The organism is Bradyrhizobium sp. BEA-2-5 (genome assembly GCF_032918025.1).
GTDB lineage: Bacteria > Pseudomonadota > Alphaproteobacteria > Rhizobiales > Xanthobacteraceae > Bradyrhizobium > Bradyrhizobium pachyrhizi.
The window spans coordinates 6,450,698-6,469,135 of the sequence record NZ_CP136629.1 but is presented as its reverse complement, the minus strand read 5'-3'; the positions used below and the strand labels follow the sequence as shown (position 1 = coordinate 6,469,135).

The 18,438-nt window shown below is 60.1% G+C and carries 18 protein-coding genes and 2 pseudogenes; 17 read left to right on the top strand and 3 right to left on the bottom strand.

Annotation, left to right across the window (positions count from 1 at the left end):
* Positions 1–37: 37 nt before the first annotated feature.
* Both RX327_RS30535 and RX327_RS30530 read right to left on the bottom strand, forming a co-directional pair.
* The gene (locus RX327_RS30535) at positions 38–265 is read right to left on the bottom strand and encodes a hypothetical protein (RefSeq protein WP_028332746.1); all 228 of its coding nucleotides are present in this window, start codon (positions 263–265) and stop codon (positions 38–40) included.
* A 1-nt stretch (position 266) separates the two neighbouring features.
* Entirely contained in the window at positions 267–623 is a 357-nt protein-coding gene (locus RX327_RS30530) for a hypothetical protein (protein WP_028352031.1), read from the bottom strand.
* Between the two features lie 343 nt (positions 624–966).
* On the opposite strand from RX327_RS30530, the pseudogene RX327_RS30525 reads away from it, so the two are divergent.
* The 15 genes and pseudogenes from RX327_RS30525 to RX327_RS30455 form a co-directional block, all read left to right on the top strand.
* Positions 967–1,159: pseudogene (locus RX327_RS30525) on the top strand (BON domain-containing protein); the annotation flags it as partial.
* Positions 1,156–1,356, top strand: a complete 201-nt coding sequence (locus RX327_RS30520) for a hypothetical protein (protein ID WP_317248007.1) — start codon at positions 1,156–1,158, stop codon at positions 1,354–1,356. The pseudogene RX327_RS30525 and the gene RX327_RS30520, both read left to right, overlap by 4 nt.
* Before the next feature lie 190 nt (positions 1,357–1,546).
* A complete protein-coding gene (locus RX327_RS30515) occupies positions 1,547–1,774 on the top strand; it encodes a hypothetical protein (protein WP_028332743.1) in 228 nt (75 codons plus the stop codon).
* 111 nt (positions 1,775–1,885) lie between these two features.
* Entirely contained in the window at positions 1,886–2,383 is a 498-nt protein-coding gene (locus RX327_RS30510; protein ID WP_283088126.1) for a hypothetical protein, read from the top strand.
* Between the two features lie 26 nt (positions 2,384–2,409).
* Entirely contained in the window at positions 2,410–4,035 is a 1,626-nt protein-coding gene (ccoN, locus tag RX327_RS30505; protein ID WP_410712203.1) for a cytochrome-c oxidase, cbb3-type subunit I, read from the top strand.
* Positions 4,036–4,043: 8 nt separating this feature from the next.
* Entirely contained in the window at positions 4,044–4,778 is a 735-nt protein-coding gene (gene ccoO, locus RX327_RS30500; protein WP_317248005.1) for a cytochrome-c oxidase, cbb3-type subunit II, read from the top strand.
* A gap of 10 nt (positions 4,779–4,788) precedes the next feature.
* Positions 4,789–4,953 carry a cbb3-type cytochrome c oxidase subunit 3 gene (locus RX327_RS30495; RefSeq protein ID WP_157348340.1) on the top strand — a complete coding sequence of 55 codons (165 nt, stop codon included), beginning with the start codon at positions 4,789–4,791 and terminating at the stop codon, positions 4,951–4,953.
* Positions 4,954–4,959: 6 nt separating this feature from the next.
* Positions 4,960–5,832 carry a cytochrome-c oxidase, cbb3-type subunit III gene (gene ccoP / locus RX327_RS30490; protein ID WP_317248004.1) on the top strand — a complete coding sequence of 291 codons (873 nt, stop codon included), beginning with the start codon at positions 4,960–4,962 and terminating at the stop codon, positions 5,830–5,832.
* Between the two features lie 93 nt (positions 5,833–5,925).
* Positions 5,926–7,383, top strand: a complete 1,458-nt coding sequence (ccoG, locus tag RX327_RS30485; RefSeq protein WP_317248003.1) for a cytochrome c oxidase accessory protein CcoG — start codon at positions 5,926–5,928, stop codon at positions 7,381–7,383.
* A 15-nt stretch (positions 7,384–7,398) separates the two neighbouring features.
* Positions 7,399–7,899: a FixH family protein gene (locus RX327_RS30480; protein WP_317248002.1), complete on the top strand. Its 501-nt coding sequence runs from the start codon at positions 7,399–7,401 to the stop codon at positions 7,897–7,899.
* Between the two features lie 11 nt (positions 7,900–7,910).
* Positions 7,911–10,097, top strand: coding sequence for a heavy metal translocating P-type ATPase (locus RX327_RS30475; RefSeq protein ID WP_317248001.1), 2,187 nt, complete (start codon positions 7,911–7,913; stop codon positions 10,095–10,097).
* Complete coding sequence (gene ccoS / locus RX327_RS30470) at positions 10,097–10,279, top strand: cbb3-type cytochrome oxidase assembly protein CcoS (RefSeq protein WP_317248000.1); 183 nt, start codon at positions 10,097–10,099, stop codon at positions 10,277–10,279. Before RX327_RS30475 ends, ccoS begins: the two co-directional genes overlap by 1 nt.
* A 1,514-nt stretch (positions 10,280–11,793) precedes the next feature.
* On the top strand, positions 11,794–11,934 hold the full coding sequence (locus RX327_RS30465; RefSeq protein WP_317247999.1) for a hypothetical protein: 141 nt from the start codon (positions 11,794–11,796) through the stop codon (positions 11,932–11,934).
* A gap of 730 nt (positions 11,935–12,664) precedes the next feature.
* Positions 12,665–12,925: pseudogene (locus RX327_RS30460) on the top strand (transposase); the annotation flags it as partial.
* Positions 12,926–13,463: 538 nt separating this feature from the next.
* Positions 13,464–14,630: a sulfotransferase gene (locus RX327_RS30455; protein ID WP_317247998.1), complete on the top strand. Its 1,167-nt coding sequence runs from the start codon at positions 13,464–13,466 to the stop codon at positions 14,628–14,630.
* Positions 14,631–14,884: 254 nt separating this feature from the next.
* Here RX327_RS30455 and RX327_RS30450 read toward each other — a convergent pair whose 3' ends face one another.
* On the bottom strand, positions 14,885–15,145 hold the full coding sequence (locus RX327_RS30450; RefSeq protein ID WP_317247997.1) for a hypothetical protein: 261 nt from the start codon (positions 15,143–15,145) through the stop codon (positions 14,885–14,887).
* A gap of 474 nt (positions 15,146–15,619) precedes the next feature.
* On the opposite strand from RX327_RS30450, the gene cysD reads away from it, so the two are divergent.
* Together cysD and cysN are read left to right on the top strand one after the other, a co-directional pair.
* The gene (cysD, locus tag RX327_RS30445) at positions 15,620–16,519 is read left to right on the top strand and encodes a sulfate adenylyltransferase subunit CysD (protein ID WP_317247996.1); all 900 of its coding nucleotides are present in this window, start codon (positions 15,620–15,622) and stop codon (positions 16,517–16,519) included.
* Positions 16,519–18,408: a sulfate adenylyltransferase subunit CysN gene (gene cysN / locus RX327_RS30440; RefSeq protein WP_317247995.1), complete on the top strand. Its 1,890-nt coding sequence runs from the start codon at positions 16,519–16,521 to the stop codon at positions 18,406–18,408. Before cysD ends, cysN begins: the two co-directional genes overlap by 1 nt.
* Positions 18,409–18,438 lie beyond the last annotated feature (30 nt).

The window sequence follows — 18,438 nt, the reverse complement described above, 5'->3', positions numbered from 1 at the left end:
CTACTAGCTGCACTGTTCAAGACAGTGGGCGGACGACCTATTTGACCCAGGCACGCCAATGCGTCGGCTGCACCAGGATGCGGTCGATGGTCCCCGCCTTCATCCAGCCGCCCAGGATGCGGCGGCAGGGGAAGACGAGCTTGTGAATCGTGTTACCTTCGATGACGGCGAGCTCAAGGTCTCGATCGAAGGGGGCCGTCGCAACCCCCTCCCATGTCTCGCTGACGCCGGCCCCTGGGCGCTCTGGAGCGTCGCGTGCCGGCATATCAGGCGGCCTTCTGAGTAGCCTCGTCGACACCGCTGGTCTTTCGTGCAAACAGGTTCAGCTCGATCGTGCCCAGCGAACGCGCGGTCTCGATCGCGTACGTCGCGTCGTTCGCGCCGCGCGCGGTAGCGCCCTTGGCCCAGTCCTGCAGCGCTGTGATCTTCTCGGCGACCGAGGCGGTGGAATTGAACCTTCGGAAGAGCTCCCAGGCCTCGTTCGATTCGACCTGGATCTGCTCGAACCAGTGCCGGTTCGCCTCGATCAGCTTCTCCGAAAATTCCGACTGGACAGCCATCGCCCGCTTTGCGTAGCTCTGGATGGCGTCGGAGACGGGACCGACTTCACTTTGGTCTGTCATGTTCAAAATCCTTCGTTTGGGGAGGCCCCTGCTTTCCCATATGGGCGGCACTTGCGTGTTGATGTGCGTCAACTCAATCTTCCAGCGCCCCACATCGATTCTGGCGATCAACCTAGCCGCGCTTGGGATCGACGACTGCGCCGGTACGCAGGTTGATGAAGTGGACGCCATCACAAGCGGCCCAGGAGATCGAATGCAGATCGTCAGTCAGAGGTCCGGACGCGTCATCGGGAAGCAGGCCTTGGACGCGATCACCAGTAGTCGGACACGAGAAGATAATGGGGCGCCAAGCCGTTCTGTCTGCCATTTGCACAATCCTGACGGAGCGGCATCGTCTGGCAGGCGCAACGGCGTGGTGCACCTTCGGGGATCATCATGGACGAGCGGGCGAGGCAGGCGGCCATTGTCGCCGCGGAGAATGTCGCCGGCGTCAAGGAAGTGCACGATCATCTGTGCTACGTCGACACTATTCCGGCTTCTATATCCAATCCGCGGAAGACGAACGAGCAGCGAAAGCAAAGGAGACGGCAGGATGATCGTTCGCCCCGTAATCATTCTGATCCCGTTGACCGCAACTGCGGTGGTTGGCGCCGGTGTCGTGGGATTCGCCGCAACATTGATTACGATCTTGGTGATCGTGGACTTTCGCGGTCGTTGCCTCCGGATGGACCGTGAGCGGCAAAACAACGTCAATACCGGCAGTCCGGCCGTCGTCCACAGGCTGGACATCTGACCACAAATAGTACCTCGTCCGGTCCGCTCGTAGTTCCTGACCATGTGAGCCACACGTGGCGAATAGCGCGTCGCTCGTGTTCCTGGCGGTAAGATAGTCCGCGCCTTAGAGCATTCCGTTGCGGCAGATCAATACGGGCGTCTCGTACCAATGAGAGCATAACCAAGGAATCAGCCCATGCGAGGGTGCCATGACATCATTTGACGTTCGTTTCATCAAGACGGTTTGCGACGATACCGGCCACGAACATCGCGCCTGCCAGGCAGCATTCAAGGTCGACGCGGTCTCGCTTTCCGCGGCTGCACAGCTGGCCGAGGCCGACTTCTGCAGACAGAAGGGCGTCCGCGACTGGACGATCTTTGCCGATTCCATGGAGCTTCGAACGCCGCCAGCTTTGCCGTCGGCGTGGGGCGGCTAGCGACCCATAGACGGCCGTCGCGATCGATTGCCGCGATATCGCGCGCTTGATCAAGATCAAATCGACAATCGGGTCCTTCGGCTAGAGGTGGAGAGCCAAAAGGGGTGAGAAATGACCGACCGATCAGCTGGCAATAGCTCGCCGCAATTCGAGAATCTTCTCGCTCGCTTGCGCGCATTTCTTGTGCGTCGACACGAATTCGATCTGTTGACCGCCAGGGAGGTCGACGAGATCGCTCACGAGCTCAATCTCTCGACGTCGGACCTTCGTGCGCTTGCCCGCGAGCAAGGTTCGCCGGAGTTGCTCAGCAAGCGCCTCGAGCATGCAGGTCTGTCCGCGCAGATGCTCGCTTCGTCCCATTGCGATGTGTTGCGTGATCTGCAGCGGGTGTGCGGTCTATGCCATGAGAAGGCTCGCTGCGCCGCGGATCTCGCGCGGGAAAGGCGGGCCAGTCCGGCAAAATACTGTCCGAATGAACTGACCCTGACGGCGCTGAGCCGCGGCGCCGGCGGCGCGCGGCATGGCGCAGGCGTTGATGCCGATCAAGTGGCTGGCGGCGAGATTGTGGTTGCCATGACGCCACCGCATCCAAGGAAAGCTTCCATATGACTGGTCCATCTTCCGTTTCAAAGTCGATGACGATGGGCGAAGCCGGCTTGACATCGGCACTTGCGGTTTTTGCCTTCGTTAGCTTTCTGGGCGCGGCGATGGGGCACGATGCGGCGTTCAGTTTTCACGCGTCGCTTGCTTGTGCCGCCAGCCTGATCTCCGTGGTCATGATCGGCAATCGCTACCTTGACCGTCCGGCCCAACTGCCTCCAGCGGAGATCGGCGGGCGTCCCAATTACAACTTCGGCCCGATCAAGTTCGCGTCCGCCATGGCGATGTTCTGGGGCATTGCCGGATTCCTCGTCGGCCTCATCATCGCCTCGCAGCTGGCCTGGCCCGCACTGAACTTCGATCTGCCCTGGATCAGCTTCGGCCGCCTGCGGCCGCTGCACACCTCCGCCGTGATCTTCGCCTTCGGCGGGAACGTCTTGATCGCGACCTCCCTCTACGTGGTGCAGAAGTCCTGCCGCGCGCGCCTCGCCGGCGACCTCGCGCCGTGGTTCGTCGTGCTGGGCTACAACTTCTTCATTCTGATCGCCGGCACGGGCTATCTGCTCGGCGTCACCCAGTCGAAGGAATATGCCGAGCCGGAATGGTACGCCGATTTGTGGCTGACCATCGTCTGGATGACGTATCTGCTCGTGTTCCTGATGACGCTGGTGAAGCGCAAGGAGCCGCATATCTTCGTCGCGAACTGGTTCTATCTCGCCTTCATCGTGACGATCGCGGTCCTGCATCTCGGCAACAACCCGGCGCTCCCCGTCTCGGTGTTCGGCTCGAAGTCCTACGTCGCCTGGGGCGGCATCCAGGACGCCATGTTCCAGTGGTGGTACGGCCACAACGCGGTCGGCTTCTTCCTGACCGCCGGTTTCCTCGCCATCATGTACTACTTCATCCCGAAGCGGGCCGAGCGGCCGATCTATTCCTACCGGCTCTCGATCATCCACTTCTGGGCGCTGATCTTCCTCTACATCTGGGCCGGCCCGCACCATCTGCACTACACGGCGCTGCCGGACTGGACGCAGACGCTGGGCATGACCTTCTCGATCATGCTGTGGATGCCCTCCTGGGGCGGCATGATCAACGGCCTGATGACGCTGTCGGGCGCCTGGGACAAGCTGCGCACCGATCCCGTGCTGCGCATGCTCGTGGTCTCCGTCGCCTTCTACGGCATGTCGACCTTCGAAGGCCCGATGATGTCGATCAAGGTGGTCAACTCGCTCAGCCACTACACCGACTGGACCATCGGTCACGTGCACTCCGGCGCGCTCGGCTGGGTCGGCTTCGTCTCCTTCGGTGCGCTCTACTGCCTGGTGCCGTGGGCCTGGAATCGCAAGGGCCTCTACAGCCTGAAGCTCGTCAACTGGCACTTCTGGATCGCGACCCTCGGCATCGTTCTCTACATCTCGGCGATGTGGGTGTCCGGCATCCTCCAGGGCCTGATGTGGCGCGCCTACACCTCGCTCGGCTTCCTCGAATATTCCTTCATCGAGACCGTCGAGGCGATGCATCCCTTCTACATCATCCGCGCCGCCGGCGGCGGGCTGTTCCTGATCGGCGCGCTGATCATGGCCTACAATCTCTGGATGACGGTCAATGCCGGCCGAGCCAGTGAAACCGAGGGCGCCGGCACTCTCCAGCCTGCCGAATAGGTCACGCAATGTCCCTCTGGAATCGACACAAGATTTTTGAGAAGAACTCGATCATCCTGGTCGTCGGCATCCTGCTGGTGATCGCGATCGGCGGTCTCGTCGAGATCACGCCGCTGTTCTACCTCAAGAGCACGATCGAGAAGGTCGACGGGGTCAGGCCCTACACGCCGCTGGAGCTCGCCGGACGCAACATCTATGTCCGCGAGGGCTGCTATCTCTGCCATTCGCAGATGGTCCGGCCCTTGCGCGACGAGGTCGAGCGCTACGGTCACTTCTCGCTCGCCGCCGAGAGCATGTTCGACCATCCGTTCCAGTGGGGCTCCAAGCGCACCGGTCCGGACCTCGCCCGCGTCGGCGCCAAGTATTCCGACGACTGGCACGTGACCCATCTGACCAACCCGCGCGCGATCGTGCCGCAGTCGGTGATGCCGGGCTACCCCTCGCTCGCCAAGACGGAACTCGACCCGTCCGACGCCATAGCTCATCTGCGGACCAATCGCGCGGTCGGCGTACCCTATACCGACGAGCAGATTGCCAACGCGGTCGCCGATATCAAGGCGCAGGTCGATCCCGACAGCCCCGGCTCTGATGCTTTTCAGAAGCGCTATCCGAAGGCCTTGGTCCGCAACTTCGACGGCAAGGGCGGCAATCCGACCGAGCTCGACGCGCTGATCGCGTACCTGCAGATGCTCGGCACGCTGGTCGACTTCAAGATCTACAACGAGAAAGCCAATCTTCGCTGAGGGCACGAGCATGAAAGCGATCATTCAAGCCGAGAATTTTGCGTCGAGCCTGGTCGGCACACTCTGGACCCCGATCTTCGTTGGAATTTTCATAGTCATCGTCGTCTACGCACTCTGGCCCCGCAACAAATCTCTCTTCGATGCTGCAGCCCGGATGCCGCTGCGGGAGGACTGACCGATCATGAGCGAGCACAATGAGATCGACCGCGTTTCCGGCCGCACCACGACCGGACATGAGTGGGACGGCATCAAGGAGCTCAACACGCCGCTGCCGCGCTGGTGGGTGATCACCTTCTATCTCACCATCGTCTGGTCGATCGGCTACTGGATCGTCTATCCGGCCTGGCCGCTGGTGTCGGGCTACACCACTGGTCTGTTTCAGTATTCCACCCGCGCCAGTGTCGCGACCGACCTTGCCGATCTCGAAAAGCTGCGCGGCGAGAAGATGGCGGTGCTCGGCAACGCGTCGCTCGCCGACATCGAGAAGGACCCGGCTCTGCTGGCGCTCGCCCGCGCCAAGGGCAAAACCGTGTTCGGCGACAATTGCGCGCCGTGCCACGGCTCCGGTGCCGCCGGCGCCAAGGGCTATCCCAACCTGAACGACGACGACTGGCTGTGGGGCGGCACGCTCGACCAGATCATGCAGACCATCCAGTTCGGCGCACGGTCCGGCCATGCCAAGACGCATGAAGGGCAGATGTTGGCATTCGGCCGCGACGGCGTTCTCAAGAAAGAGGAGATCGTCACGGTCGCCAACTATGTGCGCTCGCTTTCCGGCCTTTCCACAGCGCCGAAGTTCGACGCCACGGCCGGAAAGAAGCTGTTCACTGAGAATTGCACCAGCTGCCACGGTGACAACGGCAAGGGCAACGCGGAGCTCGGTGCGCCGAACCTGACCGACCAGATCTGGCTCTATGGATCCGACGAGGAGACCCTGGTTGAGACCATCGCCAACGGCCGCGCCGGGGTCATGCCGGCCTGGGTCGGCCGGCTGGACCCTGTCACCGTCAAGGCGCTGGCGGTCTATGTGCACTCATTAGGCGGCGGCAAGTAGCCCGCCGGGTGGGGGCCGGGATCATTGACCGAGGTCAAACCCGGACATGGAGCGAGGATGTAAGTTTCGACGAGTGCCTCATTCGAGCAACCCGTGAACAAGCCCGTGCCGTCTGATGAACTCATAGCCGACGAAGACGGGCCGCTTTACGCGCCTCGCAAGAAGGTTTTCCCGCAGAGCGTCTCCGGCCGATTCCGCTCGATCAAATGGCGACTGATGGCTATCTGCCTCGGCGTCTACTATTTCCTGCCGTTCGTACGGTGGAATCGTGGCCTCGGCGCCCCCAGCCAGGCGGTGCTGATCGATCTTCCCAACAGCCGCTTCTATTTCTTCTTCATCGAGCTGTGGCCGCAGGAGGTCTACTACTTCACCGGCCTGTTGGTGCTCGCAGCTCTCGCCTTGTTTCTGATGAACGCACTGGGTGGCCGGATTTGGTGCGGCTATCTCTGCCCGCAGACGGTCTGGACGGATCTTTTCTATGCGGTCGAGCGTCTGGTCGAAGGCGACCGCCGCGCCCAGATCAAGGCCGATGCGGGCCCGATGACCGCAAAGCGCGCCGGTCGCCGTGCATTGAAGCACGCAATCTGGCTGATGATCGCCTGGTGGACCGGTGGCGCCTGGGTGCTCTACTTCGCCGATGCGCCGACCCTGGTGCGCGATCTTGCGACTTTTCAAGCGCCGGCGGTGGCCTATATCTGGATCGGCATTCTCACCGCGACGACCTACGTGCTCGCCGGCTTCATGCGCGAGCAGGTCTGCACCTATATGTGCCCGTGGCCGCGCATCCAGGCCGCGCTCACGGATGAATGGGCGCTCAACGTCACCTACAAATACGATCGCGGTGAGCCGCGTTGCTCCGTCAAGAAGGCGTTCGACACTCGCTCGCTCGGCGAGAAGGCCGGCGATTGTATCGATTGCAACCAGTGTGTTGCCGTGTGCCCGACCGGGATCGACATTCGCGATGGCGCGCAGCTCGGCTGCATCCAGTGCGGCCTGTGCATCGATGCCTGCGACGCTGTTATGACCAAGGTCAGCCGCAAGACCGGTCTGATCGGATACGATAACGATATCAACGTTCAGCGGCGCGTCGCCGGCAAGCAGGAGATTTTCAAGCCCGTTCGCGCCCGTACCGTCGTCTACGCCAGCCTAATTACCGTAGTCTGCGCCGTGATGCTTTACGCGTTGATGTCGCGAACCCTGCTCAACATCAACGTGCTGCACGACCGCAACCCGATCGCGGTGCGTCTCAGCGACGGCGCGATCCGCAATGGATACACGCTGCGCTTTCTCAACAAGCGCGGTTTTGATCGTGTGATCGCGATCGATGTCGATGGACCGGCCGAAGCGAAGCTACACGTCATCGGTGCGGACTCCGTGACGCCAGATCGGCCGATGATCGTTCTTGCGCGCGACACCACCACCGAACTGCGCGTGCTGGTGACGGCGCCGTTCGATGAAAAAGCGGAAAAGTCGGTGCCGGTCACATTCCGCGTCACTGATATCGGTCTCGGGGAGGTCGCCTCCGCGACCGACCACTTCGTCCTTCCCTAAGCGCGGAATTTCATCATGGCAGTCTCAAGTCAAGCCGCGCGACCCATCACCGGACGTTTCGTCCTGGTCACGACGATCGCGTTCTTTGCCGTCGTCATCAGTGTGAACATGGTCATGATGCGCCTTGCCATTACGACTCTTCCGGGCACCGAGGTCGACAGCGCATACAGCGCCAGCCTCGCTTATCAGCGCGAGATCGACGCAGCCAGACAGCAGAACGAGCGCGACTGGCAAGTCCAGGCCCATATCGATCGGCGGCCTGACGGCAGTGCCGCAATTGCACTGGAGGCGCGCGACCACGCCGGAGCGCCGCTGACGGGAATGAGTTTCCTCGCTCGGCTCGAGCGGCCGATCGATCGTCGCGCAGACCGGGCGATCGAGATCGGCGAGGCTGGGGGTGGGAGCTATAGCGGCCGCGCCGAGGGCGTCGCCGCCGGGCAGTGGGACCTCGTCATCGAGGGCGACGCTGACGGCCGCCGCATGTTCCTGTCGAAGAATCGAATCCTGCTGAACTGAAGGTGCATCCTATGCAGGCGGATATCGATTTCTCTCACTATCTGAAGAGCACGGGCGCCGGGCTCATCCATCTCGATCTCGCAGTCGAGGGCATCAATTGCGCGGGCTGCATGGCCAAGATCGAACGCAATTTGTCAACCATACCGGACGTCACCTCGGCCCGCGTGAACCTGACGGACAGTCGCCTTGCACTGGAATGGAAAGCGGGTGCTCTCGACCCGGCGCTGTTCGTAAGCCGTCTCGCGGAGCTCGGCTACAAGGCCTATCCCTTCGAGCGGAATGATGCCGAAACCCAGGAGGCCCGGCGTGCGCAAGGCCTGTTGCGCCGGTTGGGTGTCGCCGCCTTTGCGGCCATGAACGTGATGATGCTGTCGATCCCGGTGTGGTCAGGCAACGTCTCGGACATGCTGCCCGAGCAGCGCGACTTCTTCCATTGGCTCTCGGCGCTGATCGCGCTGCCGGCGGCCGCTTACTCCGCGCAGCCCTTCTTCTCGTCGGCGTTGTCAGCGCTGCGGGCGCGCGGCGTCAACATGGACGTGCCGATCAGCATCGGCATCGTGCTCGCCCTGGCGACTTCGGTGGTCGAGACCATCAATCACGCCGAGCACGCCTATTTCGATGCCGCGATCATGCTGCTGACCTTCCTGCTGGTCGGCCGCTTCCTCGACCAGAACATGCGGCGGCGGACCCGCGCGGTCGCCGGCAATCTCGCGGCGCTGAAGGCGGAGACGGCTGCGAAGTTCGTCAGTCCGACCGAGATCAAGACGGTCCCGGCAGCCGCAATCCGGCCCGGCGACATCGTGCTGCTGCGGCCGGGCGAGCGCTGCGCGGTCGATGGCACCGTGATCGAGGGGCGTTCCGAGATCGACCAGAGCCTGATCACCGGCGAAACCTTGCCGACAATGGCGGCGCCCGGCAGCGCGGTGTTCGCGGGCACGGTGATCCGTTCCGGCACGTTGCGTGTCCGCGCGTCGGCGGCCTCGGGCGGAACGTTGCTCGACGAGATAAGCCGGCTGCTCGATCACGCGCTGCAGGCGCGCTCGCGCTATCTGCGGCTTGCGGAGCGGGCCTCGAGGCTCTACGCCCCGGTCGTACACGCGACCGCGTTGCTCACGATGCTCGGCTGGCTGGCCTATGGCGCAAGTTTTCATAATTCGATCGTGACCGCGATTGCAGTCCTGATCATCACCTGTCCATGCGCGCTGGGGCTTGCCATTCCCGCCGTGCAGACCGTTGCATCCGGTGCGCTGTTTGGCTCTGGCGTGCTGCTCAACGCCAGCGATGCGATCGAACGGATCGCCGAGATTGACCGGGTGATCTTCGACAAGACCGGCACGTTGACGTTGCCCGAGCTCGATGTCGCCAATCTAGCAGAGATCCCGGACGATGTCGTCAGGCTCGCGGGCCGGATGGCACTTTCGAGCCGGCATCCAGTGGCTGCCGCAGTCGCGCGCCATGCGGGAGCGGCCTCACCACTCCCGGATATCCAGGAGGAACCGGGCCAAGGCGTTCACGGTCTTCACGAGGGCCGTCCGATACGTCTGGGCCGTCCGTCATTCTGCGGCGCGGACGACCTCGCCAACGAGATTCTGTGCCGCGATCCGGAGGCCTCCGTCGTCGCATTCAGCCACGGCGAGAGCAGGTATGCGTTCGCGGTTCGGCAGCGGCTGCGGCCGGACGCGGCCGAGGTGGTGGGAAGGTTGGCGCGCATGGGCGTCGCTGTCGAGATCGTGTCCGGGGATCGCGAGCCTGCGGTCCGGCTCGCGGCCGAGACGCTCGACGTGCATGAATGGCGCGCCGAGGTGTCTCCGCTCGATAAGATCGACAGGATCGGGCAACTGGCGCGTCAAGGCTGCAGGGTGTTGATGATCGGCGACGGTTTGAATGATGCGCCGGCTCTGGCTGCGGCGCACGCTTCGATGTCGCCCGTTACGGCCACGCACATGAGTCAAGCAGTCGCGGATGCGGTCTTTCTCGGCGAGCGTCTTGCGCCGGTGCTGGCGGCGGTCAAGGTGTCCCGCAAGGCGTTGCGGCTGATGCGGCAAAATCTCTGGCTTGCTATTGTCTACAATGTGCTGGCGGTGCCGATCGCGATCGCGGGCCTGGTCACGCCCCTGATCGCCGCGGCGGCGATGTCGGGCTCGTCGGTGATCGTGATGCTCAATGCGCTGAGGGCGCGAGCGAGGGAGATAATCTGATGGAGGTTCTGGTCATTCTGGTGCCGCTTGCCCTCTCGCTGGGCTTTGTCGGTTTGCTCGGCTTCCTCTGGTCACTCAAGAGCGGACAGTATGACGACCTCGACGGCGCAGCCTGGCGCGCCATCGCCGATGACCAGCCAGTCAGTGATCGCGGCCACGACGTAGTGGAAACACACCAGTGAAACCGCGGATGCGATGGTCAGCGTCGCAAAACCAGGAGAGACCAACCTGCTGATGGGTCAATCCGCGTCACAGTCAGCAGCAGCTCTTCGGCAGCACGTCTGGCTGCCAGTAGCGCCAGTGTGTCGGCGCTGCTGCTACGGGTTGCATCGTGTCTAAATCGAACCATCCCTCCGCGCGCCGGACACAGGGGAAGCCTAGTGGATGTCGCTTGTCATCGATCACGGCAAGCTCGATCGCGCAGTCGAACGGTGCCGACGCGATATCACGCCATCCCAAAAGGGCTAGCCGGCGAAGCCATGAGGTGAATGCGCGACGCATGCGGTTCGGATTGCTCGATGAGCGACGGCCCGATCGTCGCACAAAGGGAGGTCGACACCGTTGATGTAGCTCAACCTTGCACACATTGGTTCGTCGTGGTGACTATTGGTCATCCTTTCGAGAAGGGTGGCACTCAGCCGAACCCCCTACAGTGGCTGACCAAAGACAAAAGCGCCTCGTAGTCTTTCTCGCGCGCACCGGCGTCGATGGCAATGCAATCGTCTGACACGAATGCGGGCGTTCTGCGCCGCTAAAGCGCCAATGGCAAGCCTCAGCTCGTCTACTATTCGGTCGGCGCAAATGGTTTCCCAGGCCGGTGTTTGTACGAATTCTGACCGGACTTCCGACATCGGCATTCCCCTGCATCTCCGACCTTGCAGAAGATGCCAGTCTCCGACTTGCTGGCTCGGTCCGGGCGACTCAGGTTAAGCAGTGGTCATCGATCAGACTAACCCGCGAAAGGAACAAAATGGTCGCCCCCACACGTGGACTGCCTGCTTCTGGCTATGCGCTCGAGGTTGATGGCCGATTGAAAACCGAATTTGCGAGCAGAGATGCAGCTTGGGCAGGAGCGGAGGAGCTAAAGAAACGCTTTCCTATGCTTCAGATCAGAATCTACGATGCTCTGGCAAAGACCAGAGATGAGGTCCAGCTTCCACGAGCTTGAGCTGCGTCGATTGATGCTCTTTTGCGCGTGCGCCTGGCGCCGCACCGGAGCTCTTGTCGAACCGAGCCGAGCAGCGTCTCGGTTGTCTCCGGCGTCGATCCCTCGCGCACCATCAAGGCCGATCGGGACCCCCGGCCGGATTCGGCTGCATGGCTATGCCATCAAGCGATGCTGATTGAGCCGAAGACCAAGGGTCGTGGCCTTGAGCAAACGCGCTGCGGAGGCCGTAGTCAACCACCGAACGTTCAGTGCAGCTATGATCTTCGCGAGACTTCTCGTCGTGAGGCCCCGCCGAGGCCGAGGTGATACTGCCGCCAGGCCCAAAGATCGCGCTCACGGGCGGACTCGAGTTCAACAACGTTTCGTCATCCGGGATCGGTTCGACAAGGTCTACGCGAAACATTACGACGCGATTCTGCTCCACGGCGCCTCGCTGAAAAGCGCTCAATCGAGGGCTGGGGATGCCGCGGATTGCCTCCAAACCGACCGGGTAACCAACGCCCCTCCGTTCAATTTGGACATGCCCTATTGGCAGCCATGCCGATCGGCATCGTGCAGTTCCTCGATACCGGAATCCCGGACAACCTCGCCGACAAGACGAAGGAACTCGGCGTCCGGTCTGGACGCTCGGCAATGTTAGGCGTGAGCAAGCTGTCCGCCCGCATATGACAGGCGAATCTAGAAATATATACGCGAGGAGATCTCAAAAGGGTTGAATCGCACGTAGCGTCAAGTTGTAGGCTCTCGAGCCGGCGGCCAACGAGCAGCAAAAGAGTACAAATGTTTGAAGTCTTAGGCTCAGTAAAATGAGTGGTCTCATCAGGAGCTTTTGTAAAGTCGCGGCTCAGTATCCACACGCGATGCCCGCCGGACCGTCGGCGAACTCCATCTGGCTGAAAGGCACCGACCAAACCTAAGCAGATTGCCAGATCGGTTTCGCTTATGACGTGAGAGGCGACGCCCCGCTAACCTGTGCGTCCGTCATGATCTCCGTGGAGCAGAATCCTCAAAGGATCTCAATGTCAAGTGTCAGGAACCCGCCGCGCGGCCACGCGTCAGATTCGCGGATGGATGCAACTATACGGGAGGACGAGGTGACCAAGCCGAGCTCTTTGCCGACGCTTGGTCCAATTTCGCTGACGTATCGGCGGTTCTTAATCAAGGTGAGACTTTGGAGTGAAAGCCATTCTCTCGTCATTTGTCCTGCTGATATACCAGAATTCGACTTACGACGCGACGGCGACCTAAACCATATTGCTGAGGTCTGCAGCGGAGAGGCTCATGATTTCACTTGTACTCGGATTATCAATCCGACGACCCGCGCACTGGAAAGAAGGTACCTGACCTTGCGCGGGCTTAATCCACTATGAAGTTCGTTTTGGCCCAAAACGAGCATCAGATGAAGCGTAGCCGCTTTTCGGCAGAGCAGATCATCGGGATTTTGAAGGAGCATGAGGCCGGGGTTTCGGTTGCCGATCTGTGCCGCAAGCGCGGCGTCAGCGACCCCAGCATCTACAAATGGAAGGCCAGGTTCGGTGAGATTGAAATGTCAGAAGCCAAGGAGTTGAAGAAGCTGGAGGATGAAAACACGCGGTTGCGGCGGCTGCTGGCCGATACCATGCTGGAGTATACGGCGCTGAAAGACCTGTTGGAAAAGAAATGGTGATTGCGTCGAAAGCGGACCAGCGCGACGGTTTTCGGGGCCGCTTCGCGGCGCACTCGTGGTTGTTGTTAGAGCGGACTTTAACCATTTGCCTTGCGTCAGTATTTGATTGGTCGGCGCGCAACCCAAGTGAGTGCCTCTGCGTGACCAGTGCGATATGTCGGTTAGGCGACCTGCTGCTTCGTTAGGACATTCAACCCGCGCCCCATCGGCTCGTGAGGTCACCAGAACGTGCGCCAATATGGTGATGATGTATGCTCCGGCAAACCTTCGTATAGTGTCCGCAAGCCTTTCTATAATGATCGCCTATCTTCGTACAAATTGCGCCGGCCCTCAACTTCACTTGTGATCTGGAGCGCAAACCGCAGTGTCGAAAGCTTCGTAGGTAAGTGGATCGAACTTCATTGTGCAGCCAAAGGGTGCAGGTGACGCCCTTTCCATGTGACGATGTCGGGAGGAACGACGCCGCCGCATTTCTTCGAGTGATGTCTCTCGGGCTGCTAATCACCTTGTGCAGGCAAAGGGGCCTAGTATCATGAGTAGGGATTTTAACCGTTCGCCTCCGGTCGGCTTTCTTCTTGGCCTTCCTCGGTCGGGTACGACGCTGCTGGCGCACCTGCTCCAGCGACATCCAGATATTATGTCTCCGCCTGAGCCCTGGCTGATGCTGGCACTTGAGGCATTTGGCACGGTGGACCACCGACACCCAGCGGGAAGCTCACTGGTCGGGGCCGCCACTTCCGAATTCCTGGACCGGATAGATCGCGCTGTCGTTAGCCGGGCTCTTGCCGATGCCGCTTACGGCCAATATTTGGCAGCTGCGGGCAAGCGCATGTTCATCGACAAGACTCCGCGCTATTGGATGGTGCTCGATTTCTTGAGTTCGCTTTACCCGGAAGCGCCACGAATCCTCATAACGCGTAATCCCTACGCGATTGCCGCATCACTGAAATCGACATGGGGCATTTCGCTCGCATCCGCAGGCTGCCCGTCTGCCATCGCATCCTGTCTTACCGATCTCGCGCGGGAAGTGCCAACGCCTGCCGTCGTATCCTGCCTGGCTGATCTCGTGCTGGGCTTGCCGACGCTCGCTGCACTGCGTGGCCGCCCGCGGACACAAGTGGTGCAGTACGAAATCCTGGTGGTGCACCCCGACGAGGAAATCCGGCGTGTAATCGCAGGACTAGGCTATGATCCTGCGGACGTGACATCGGCCACCGTGGAGCAAGCCGACGTTTTCTCGTCAAGTACTTTTGGGGATCGAAAGATCTTCGAGAAAAAGACAATCGATGATCGGTCGGTCCAGGCTTGGCGAACCGCATTGAGCACCGAAGAGATGCAGGTGGTAACCGATCTGGTCGGCACCGAGCTCTTGATAGAGCTTGGTTATGAGCAGGACCTTCGGTACGCACAGCAAGTCGGAATTGTCGATCGGGGCCCAGTAGTAACCGAGTCGTATCGTCAACTATTTCGAACCTGCTGGGATCTGCGCGGCGGTACGGGAGGCTCGTCGTTCGGCGTCTCCACTCACACGCGTGAGCTAAATGGCATTGTTCGACAAGCTGGAGGCGGCTCCTCAGTTTCCGAGGCGCAACGTGAGAAGACGGAAGAGCATTTGCGGTTGATGAACTCCATGGTGGCGCAGTTGGAGCAGGTATTGAGAGCTGCGAAAGGCGGTCACGGCTCGTGGCTTGGACGCTAATCGCGTGACGAACGTCTCAACGTCGCTGGTGACGTCGTGAGCAGGCCTCGTCGAGCTGGTGCGATGCTGCCGAAGAACGTGGCCGCAATGGGCGTGCGGCTCGAGTCTTCATTCGAGCCAGAACGTCGGTAGCGGGGCCTCCTTTTCACTTATTACGGTTAGCTGGGCCGATGCGGTTTGCTTCCAAACGCTATGCTGCAAAGGCAGGCGTTCCACCACGAGCACCCGACTGCCGCGCGGCACGCTTGCACTTGTTAGATGGAATCTTTCGTTCGAGACCTTTGAGACAGGAAACGGTCGATGATGAGATCGATCGCCGCGCCGATCAAATAACACAACTGCATAGCAGTGGAACTTGAGACGAAGGCCCGAATTGCGCCCGTCAGACCGTCTTTGTGCCCGAAAAAATAGGCTGCCGGGATCAAAATCAAGATTGTAGGGAAGCATACATAGACTTTGAAATAGCGTCCCAGCAGCAATCCGCCGATACCGCTTGCCAAAATGAACGCCAACATCGCGCCTTCCAGTGATGCTCGGTATACACTAGGGAATTCTTTTCGAAGTTGTCAGAGTGAAGGGCGGTCGTCATTCGGATATCCTGAGCCGTCTAAACTGACGTTTACTATCCGTTATTCGCCAAACCTGGTAAAATCGATTATCATGATAAGCACATTCTTGAACTGGATGAGTCTTGATCATCCTTTGGCATGTCGCATGATTAAGATCGTCGCGGTCGCTCAAAGCCTTGATGAACGAGCAACCTCATCGCAGCGGAGCGGGGCAAGCTGCGTGTCGAGTCCGGCCGTCATGCGCCAGAACGATGCTGCCAATCCTTGTGGGCTGGCCGCACTTTCGTGGTGGGGCTCGGCGTGCGTCTAGATTGTTGACGAGCCATTGCAAACCTCGCACCTCAACGGTCACTTCGGCGATCAGGAGATGCTGCATCAAATGGCACCTGACGAACTTAAACACAATCTGCATCGAAGAACATGTTACCAAAACATCTTCGCCGCCTCGAAGCCGAATCGATCGCGATAATGCGTGACGTAGTCGCCGAGTTTAGAAAACCGGTCATGCTCTATTCGATCGGAAAAGACTCAAGCGTCATGCTGCACATTGCAATGAAGGCGTTCTTCCCGGCCAAGTTGCCCTTTCCCTTGCTTCACGTCGACACGACGTGGAAGTTCCGCGAGATGATCAGCTTCCGGGATGAAACAGCCAAGCGGCTCGACGTTGACCTGATCGTGCACGTGAACAGGGAAGGCATCGAGCGCGGGATCAATCCGGTCAATTCCGGTTCACTTCTTCATACGCAGGTTATGAAGACCGACTCTCTGAAACAGGCACTCGACCTCTATCGGTTCGACGCCGCCTTCGGTGGGGCACGACGTGACGAGGAAAAGAGCCGTGCAAAAGAACGGATTTTCTCTTTCCGTACGGCCGGCCATGTGTGGGATCCGCGGGACCAGCGGCCGGAGCTATGGAATCTGTTCAATACGCGAATCCGCCAAGGCGAAACCATGCGCGTGTTCGCTATGTCGAATTGGACCGAGCTCGATGTTTGGGAATACATCATGCTCGAGAAGATCCCGGTCGTCCCGCTCTACTTTGCAAAGCAAAGGCCTGTGGTCCTCCGAAATGGCGCAACCATTATGGTCGACGACAAGCGACTGCCGCTTAAGTCCGACGAGACGCCACAAATGCGGATGATCCGTTTTCGAACCTTGGGATGCTATCCATTGAGCGGGGCCATCAACTCCAACGCGGCTACGATCGAGGACGTCGTCGCTGAGATGCAGACCGCGACGGTATCGGAGCGCCAGGGACGCTTGATTGATAGTGATGAAGCCGCTTCGATGGAAAAGAAGAAGCGGGAAGGTTACTTCTGATGGCGCCCGAAGCGGCTGTCGAGCTTGTCCAGGCCAGAACGAAGGACCAGCTGCGTTTCATCACTTGCGGTTCGGTGGACGACGGGAAATCGACGCTGATTGGCCGGCTGCTGCATGACAGCAGAATGATTTACGAGGATCAGCTGACGGCGCTGGCACACGATAGCGCCAAGCACGGCACGAACGGTAATGACGTCGATTTTGCGTTGCTAGTCGACGGGCTCGAGGCAGAGCGAGAGCAAGGCATCACGATCGATGTGGCCCATCGCTTCTTTACCACGCCGCGCCGCTCGTTCATGGTGCTCGACACGCCCGGCCACGAGCAATACACCCGTAACATGGCAACCGGTGCCTCGAACGCCCAGCTCGCCATCATCCTGGTTGACGCCCGCAAGGGCGTGCTGGTGCAGACCAAGCGTCACTCTTTCATTTGTTCGCTGCTCGGTATCCGTAATATCGTGCTGGCTGTGAACAAGATCGACCTCATCAATTACAAGAAGGAGATTTTCGACCGGATCGTCGGGGACTATATCGCCTTTGCTGCCGATCTTCGCTTTACCTCGATCATTCCGATTCCGATCTCCGCCCGCTACGGCGACAACGTCGCTAGCCGCTCTGGCAACATTCAGTGGTATGATGGTCCCTGCGTGCTCGATTACTTGGAGAGCATCGATATCCAGTCTAACGCCGTGATCCAGCCGTTCCGCTTTCCGGTCCAGTGGGTGAACCGACCCAATTTGGACTTCCGCGGCTACGCCGGATCGGTTGTTACCGGAAGTATCTCAGCAGGGGACGAGGTTGTTGTCGCAACGTCTGGACAGACCGCGCGCATCAAGCGGATCGTGACCCATGACGGCGACCTTACCCGCGCTGAGGCGGGCGATGCCATTACCATTTCGCTCGAAGACGAGATCGATATCAGCCGTGGTGCTCTCCTGACGCGCCCGACCGAGCCGCCAGAGGTCTCCGACCAGTTCGCCGCGCATCTGATCTGGATGGACGAGGACCCCCTCGTTGCCGAACGCAAGTACATCCTGCGCATTGGAACGCAGACTGTACCCGCAGGAAGTATAACGGCAATCAGGCATCGGATCGACGTCAACACCGGTGAGCATCTCACAGCTAAAACACTTGGCCTGAACGAGATCGGCTTCTGCCATGTTTCGACGGCGCTGCCGATAGCGTTCGATCCTTACGAGATCAATCGCGAGACCGGCTCGTTCATCGTCATTGACCGCTATACGAATCGGACGATCGGCGCCGGGATGATTGCATATCCTCTGCGGCGGGCCACCAATATCGCTTGGCACCCCCTTTCAGTGAGCAAGAACGAGCGCGCCGCACTCAAAAATCAAAAGGCTTGCATCATCTGGTTCACGGGCCTATCCGGCTCGGGAAAGTCGACAATAGCCAACATAGTCGACCAAAAGCTGTTTACTATGGCGTACCACACCATGCTGCTGGATGGCGACAACGTGCGGCACGGACTAAGCGCGGACCTCGGTTTCAGCGAGGCTGACCGTGTCGAAAATATTCGACGGGTCGGTGAAGTCGCCAAATTGATGGTGGACAGCGGCCTTATCGTGATTTGCTCGTTCATCTCGCCCTACGCGGCCCAGCGAGACATGGTGCGCAACCTGGTTGGTAAGGACGAGTTCCTCGAGATCTTTGTTGACACGCCGATCGGAGAATGCGCGCGGCGCGATCCCAAGGGCCTCTACTCCAAAGCGAAGTCTGGAGAGATCAAGAATCTCACCGGCATCGATGCGCCCTACGAAACACCGCTAAGACCCGAAATTCATCTCAGGACAACAGATAAGACGCCGGAGCAACTAGCGGAAGTCGTGATCGAGGTCTTGATCGCGCGTGCAATCGTCGACAGCCATTAGCATCTGCCGATTACCATCATTGTCGCAGCT